Source organism: Methanoregula sp. (genome assembly GCF_002835825.1).
Classification (GTDB): Archaea; Halobacteriota; Methanomicrobia; order Methanomicrobiales; family Methanospirillaceae; genus Methanoregula.
The window spans coordinates 1-5,670 of record NZ_PIZH01000124.1; the positions used below are offsets into that span (position 1 = coordinate 1).

At 58.6% G+C, this 5,670-nt stretch carries 4 protein-coding genes, 1 tRNA gene and 1 pseudogene; all 6 read right to left on the reverse strand.

What is annotated here, in order from left to right:
- Positions 1 to 1,254 (reverse strand): annotated as a pseudogene (locus CW742_RS05955) (DNA-directed RNA polymerase subunit A'); the annotation flags it as partial.
- A gap of 1 nt (position 1,255) precedes the next feature.
- A complete protein-coding gene (rpoB, locus tag CW742_RS05960; RefSeq protein ID WP_292417836.1) occupies positions 1,256 to 3,076 on the reverse strand; it encodes a DNA-directed RNA polymerase subunit B in 1,821 nt (606 codons plus the stop codon).
- Positions 3,073 to 4,632 (reverse strand): DNA-directed RNA polymerase subunit B'', encoded by a 1,560-nt coding sequence (locus CW742_RS05965; protein WP_394339459.1) that lies wholly within the window; start codon positions 4,630 to 4,632, stop codon positions 3,073 to 3,075. The genes rpoB and CW742_RS05965 overlap by 4 nt, the downstream gene beginning before the upstream one ends.
- Before the next feature lie 18 nt (positions 4,633 to 4,650).
- A complete protein-coding gene (locus CW742_RS05970) occupies positions 4,651 to 4,902 on the reverse strand; it encodes a DNA-directed RNA polymerase subunit H (RefSeq protein ID WP_015285040.1) in 252 nt (83 codons plus the stop codon).
- 76 nt (positions 4,903 to 4,978) lie between these two features.
- Positions 4,979 to 5,052 (reverse strand) — tRNA-Lys (locus tag CW742_RS05975).
- A gap of 90 nt (positions 5,053 to 5,142) precedes the next feature.
- Positions 5,143 to 5,670: response regulator (locus CW742_RS05980; RefSeq protein WP_292417843.1), on the reverse strand; the 528-nt coding region annotated here is incomplete at its 5' end.

A 5,670-nucleotide genomic window follows, 5' to 3' on the forward strand; every position in this document is an offset into this window, starting at 1 on the left:
GAGCACCACATCGCCGTCCCTGAGCTGGCGTTCGACCGTGTAGCCGGGTTCGATCATGTCGGCAACCGTGTCGAGGTTGTCGGAGCCAAGACGGAGACGGCGGTTGTCCGGACGGATGACGTAGTTTGCGCCGCAGGGGGCGTTGACATCCGGGCGGGGCGGGCCATTCCGGACAATCTGGCGGAGCTCCTCGATGTTATGGATGGTGACGCGGACCGGCACGGTCATCTCGTTTGCCACGGCACGGGGAACGCCGACCTGCGCTACCGAGAGGTTCGGGTCAGGTGAGATGACGGTACGGCTCGAGAAGTTCACACGTTTACCCGAGAGCGAACCACGGAAACGCCCGTCCTTCCCCTTCAGGCGCTGCGAGAGGGTCTTTAAGGGCCGGCCGCTGCGGTGTCGGGCCGGGGGACAGCCGGCTACTTCATTGTCGAGGTAGGTGGTCACGTGGTACTGCAGGAGTTCCCAGAGATCCTCGATGATCAGCTGGGGAGCGCCTGCGTCCTGGTTCTCCTTGAACCGCTGGTTAATACGGATGATGTCCACGAGCTTGTGGGTAAGGTCGTCCTCGGACCGCTGGCCGTTCTCCAGGATAATGGAGGGACGCATCGTGACCGGCGGGACCGGGAGCACAGTGAGGATGGTCCATTCAGGGCGGGCAACGTCCGGGTTGATTCCGAGCGGGATCAGGTCCTCATTGGGGATCTTCTCAAGACGCGCGCGGATGTCAGCGGGGGTGAGCTTGTGCTCGACCTTCTTCCCTTCCTCGACCATGACCTCGGAGAAGGTCGTCGGTTTCTCGAAGTTAATCTTGAGCTGCTGCTCGCCGCAGTGGGGGCAGACGCGCTCCTTCTTGACGTCCTTTTCTGAGAGAAGGTCCCCGGTCTGGTCATCTTCTGTACCAACGACCTTCTCGACTTCCTCGGGGGAGAGGAGCACACGGCCGCAGGCACGGCAGGTGACACGCAGGAGTTTCCGGATCAGCCTCGTGTACCCGACATGGATGACGGGCTTTGCAAGCTCGATGTGGCCGAAGTGGCCGGGGCACTCGCTTGCCTTCTGGTCGCAGGTCTTGCACCGGAGGCCCGGGTCGATGACGCCGAGGTTCAAGTCCATGAGCCCCTGGGGGTAGGGGAACCCGTCGTCATCGTAGGTGTCAGCCCAGATGATCTTGCGGACACTCATCTCGCGGATCTCCTTGGGGGAGAGGAGGCCGAACTCGATCTGGCCGATTCGTTTTGGGGATGGCATGTTACACCACGTCCTGTAACTTCAGTCTGGGTGCTATACCCATGCTCTTCATCTCGTCAAGCAGGAGCTTGAACGCGTAACTCATCTCGACCGAGTAGATGTCGGTCTCGTTGCCGCAGGCAAGGCAGCGGGTCATGTTGCGCTTGCGGTCGAGCATCGCAACCATGCCACAGTGTGCGCAGACATATTCCTGCACCTTGTCTGACTCGTCGAGCAGGCGCTCCTTTAAGGCCATGGCGGCACCGTGGCCGATCATGACATCGCGTTCCATCTCACCGAACCGGAGACCACCTTCACGGGCGCGGCCTTCGGTCGGCTGGCGGGTTAAGACCTGCACCGGGCCGCGGGACCGTGCGTGCATCTTCGACGATACCATGTGGTAGAGTTTCTGGTAATAGATGACGCCGATGTAGATATCGGCCTTGAAGACCTTGCCGGTGATGCCGTCATACATGACCTCGCGGCCATTGTGGGAGAAACCAAGGTCCTTTAAGCTGGCGCGGATCTTTGCTTCGTTGTCGGCTTCTTCGCTGAAAGCAGTGGCATTGATGCGCCGACCCTCCAGGGACCCGACTTTACCACCAATCATCTCCAGCATGTGCCCGACAGTCATCCGGCTCGGGATGGCGTGGGGGTTGATGACGAGGTCGGGGGAGAGGCCGCTCTCGGTGAAGGGCATGTTCTCCTGGGGGGTGATCAGGCCGACAACGCCCTTCTGCCCGTGGCGGGATGCGAACTTGTCACCAACTTCCGGCACACGGAGGTCGCGGGTGCGCACTTTCACGAGCCGGGAACTGTTCTCGCCTTCGGTGATGATGACCGTGTCGACAATGCCATGCTCGTTGCTGCGCATCGTAACCGAGGTATCGCGACGCTTCTCGACTGCGATCAGCTCGCCGGAGGGTTCTTCGAGGAAACGGGGCGGGGAGGTCTTACCGATGAGTACGTCCTTTTCCATGACAACGGTCTCGGGGTTGATGACACCGTCTTCGTCAAGGTTCTTGTAGGACTCGGCACCGTGGGCGCCGGCAACGTCCTCTTCGGGCACCTCGATGCGGTCGATCTGGCCGCCGGGATACCTGCGCTCTTCACCCTCGTAGGTCCTGAAGAAGTGGGACCGTCCAAGGCCGCGCTCGATCGAGGCCTTGTTGAAGATGAGTGCATCTTCAATGTTGTACCCTTCGTAACTGAGGATCGCAACAACAAAGTTCTGGCCGGCCGGGCGGTCATCGGATCCGATCAGTTCGGAGGTCTGGGTGTGGGTGAGCGGTTTCTGGCAGTAGTGGAGCAGGTGGCCGCGGGTGTCCGGGCGGAGCTTCATGTTCGCAGCGCCAAAACCAAGCGCCTGCTTGACCATTCCTGCGCCCATCGTGACACGGGGACTTGCGTTGTGTTCCGGGAACGGGACGTGCGCCGCACCGATACCGAGGATCAGGGAGGGGTCGATCTCCAGGTGGGTGTGCTCGGGCGTCGCGTTCTCGGGGTTCATTGCGATGAAGAGGTCTTCTTCCTCTTCTGCGTCAATGAACTCGATCATCCCGTGCTGGACGAAGAAGCCCATATCGATCTCCTTTTTTGCAAGGCGGGAAAGGTCTTCTTCGGTGATGAGCGGCTCGCCGTTCTTTAAGACAATCAGCGGGCGGCGGGCGCGGCCGCGGTCGGTCAGGATCACGACATCGCCATTGTACTCTTTGTGGGAGACATTGACTTCAGCCGAGAGCGCTCCCTGCCGGCGCATGTTCCGGATATTTGCCACAAGTGCCTTCGGGTCATCGACAAGGCCGATGAGAGCACCGTCGGCGAATACGCGTGACTTCTTCACTGGACCTCACCCCGGATGTGTTCTACGCCAAGGTTATGCAGGATGCGCATGATCTCTTCCTCGTCGGAAACACCCTTGCTGATCTCCACCATCTGGGCGAAGTTCTTGACAAGACCACAATTGGGTCCTTCAGGGGTCTCGCTCGGGCAGATCCGGCCCCACTGGGTCGGGTGCAGGTCACGGGCCTCGAAGTGGGGCTGGGACCGGGAGAGCGGGGAGATGACACGGCGAAGGTGCGAAAGCACGGCCATGTGGTCGACACGGTCAAGGAGCTGGGAGACACCGGTCCTCCCGCCCACCCAGTTGCCGGTGGCAAGCGGGTGGAGGAGGCGTTCGGTCAGCACATCGGCGCGGACGGCGGTTGCGATCGAGAGGTCGCGGTGGCGCATGCTGGCGCGCTCGAGCTGGTACTTGATATCCCTCGTCAGCCTGTTGAGCGAGATACGGAAAAGATCCTCCATCAGGTCACCGGCGAGTTTCAGCCGCTTGTTCGAGTAGTGGTCCTTGTCATCGATCCTGCGCTTGTTCAGCACCAAGTCGAAACAGGCCTCTGCCATGCGACCGAGGAAGTGTGCCTTCGCAAGACGGACCGAGAGAACTGCTTCCTGGTAGCCTTCGTCACCTTCCTTGAGGTTTGCCGGCATTGAGTAGTTGAGGTGCGGCAGGAGATAGTTGTCCAGGACGAACTCGGCGCGTTTGCGCTGGTAGTCCTTGGTCTGGTTCGGCGCAAGTTTCTTACCCACGTACATGACGCCGCCATCGACCGAGTCGCACTCGCTCTCTTCGAGGTTCTGCATCATGAACGTCAGGATGTCCTCGTCGCTTGAGACCGCATTCACGACTTCCTGGTCGTTGGTCATGCCCAGCGCCCGCATCAGGTCCACGAATTTTAAGTGGCCGGCAACGGACGGGAAAGAGACCTCGAGGAGGTTCTTCTTGTTCCGTTCAACAACGACAAGCGCGCGGTACCCGCGAAACTGGGAGAATACCTTGGCCACGTAGATGCGCTCATTGTAGCGCTCGGTGAACTCGGTCATGATCTTATTGGACGCAAGGTCCTCCAGGGTCATGAGAACACGCTCCGTGCCGTTCACGATGAAATAGCCGCCCGCGTCGAATGCATCCTCGCCATGGGAGACGCGCTGCGCGTCATCCATGCCATAAAGGTTGCAGGCAAGCGACCCGACCATGATCGGGAGTTGCCCGATGGTCGTGATAATAGGCTCCTGCCGGTCATCGCCGTGAACAAGCGTCAGGCCCAGCTGGATAGGGGCCGCGTACGTCAGGTTGCGGAGACGGGCCTCGCTCGGGTAGAGTTCTCCCTGTGAACCGTCTGCCTCGCGGACGAGCGGCTTTTTCACCTCGATGCTCCCGAGTTCAACCCAGACCGGGTCATTGTTCCTGCCCCGGTTCTCGATGTCGGTCTCGATGATCCGCTGCTCGTTTACCACTTTCTGGAGATTGTGTTTTAGGAAATAATTGAAGGAGTCAAGCTGGTGGCGCGCAACATGCTCCCGTGAAAAATATGCCCTCGATAAAATACTTCTGTCAATCAGACTGACCAACCCCAAAGATCACTTTTTCGGTTTCCTGATCACGAGCCGGTACGCTTCGGCCCTGCCAGCCGTGTGGCTCGTCCGGATGATCCGTATCACATCATCAGCTTCGGCGCCGATCGTTTTGACTGCAGGATCGTCATGATAAATTTTCGGTAATTGTTCGGTTGTAATGTTGTAGCGGGTGAGAAGTTCAGAAACCTCATCCTCGCTCATGATTTGATGATCCGGCACCATCACGTGCTCTAACACATTCAGTTTGGTGCTCAATGAAAAACCCCCTCACAGATGAACAAATTTCCTCTCAGATGCATCACCGCAAAAATCCCACGATTGCTCGTGGCAACGGGCCCGGAGGGATTTGAACCCCCGACCACCTGGTTAAAAGCCAGGCGCTCTACCGAACTGAGCTACGAACCCCGGAATTTATAAAGTTGTAAAGCATTATAACAACGCCAGAAAACTATTTAAAGATTCTTACCGATCCAGCTTCCGGCCGCTGGATGGCGCTCATGCTCCTGTGCTGAACTTTCCGCTGAGTTCGCTGAGCCTTTTCTCGTCGGCAAGGATCTTTGCCTCAAGCCTGCTGATCGCAGCAAGATCGTCTGCAGGGACTTCTCTGCCGGGAAGATGCGTGCCGCTGGATTTTTTGAGAACAACAAGAAGATTTTTATCTACCTCGATGCTCTTTCTGAGGGCTGAATATTCACTGACAAGGGAGGGATCGACGCCCTTGACCTTTGCCTGCATTGCCTCGGTCTTTACCGCCTCGCGGCGCGCAAATATCCGGTTGATGGATTCCAGCAGAAGGGAGGGATTGACCGGTTTCGAGACAAAATCCTCGATATTCATACGGTGTGCATCTGCTTCTTCCGGGGTGATCTTCTTTGCCGAGAACATGAGGACGGGCAGGTCGGACAGTGACGGATCACCCTTGATCCTGCCAAGGGTTTCCCAGCCATCCATCGGTTCCATCATGATATCCAGGAGGATGAGGTCCGGACGCAGGGTCGACAGGGTAGCGAGCGCTTCCTCCCC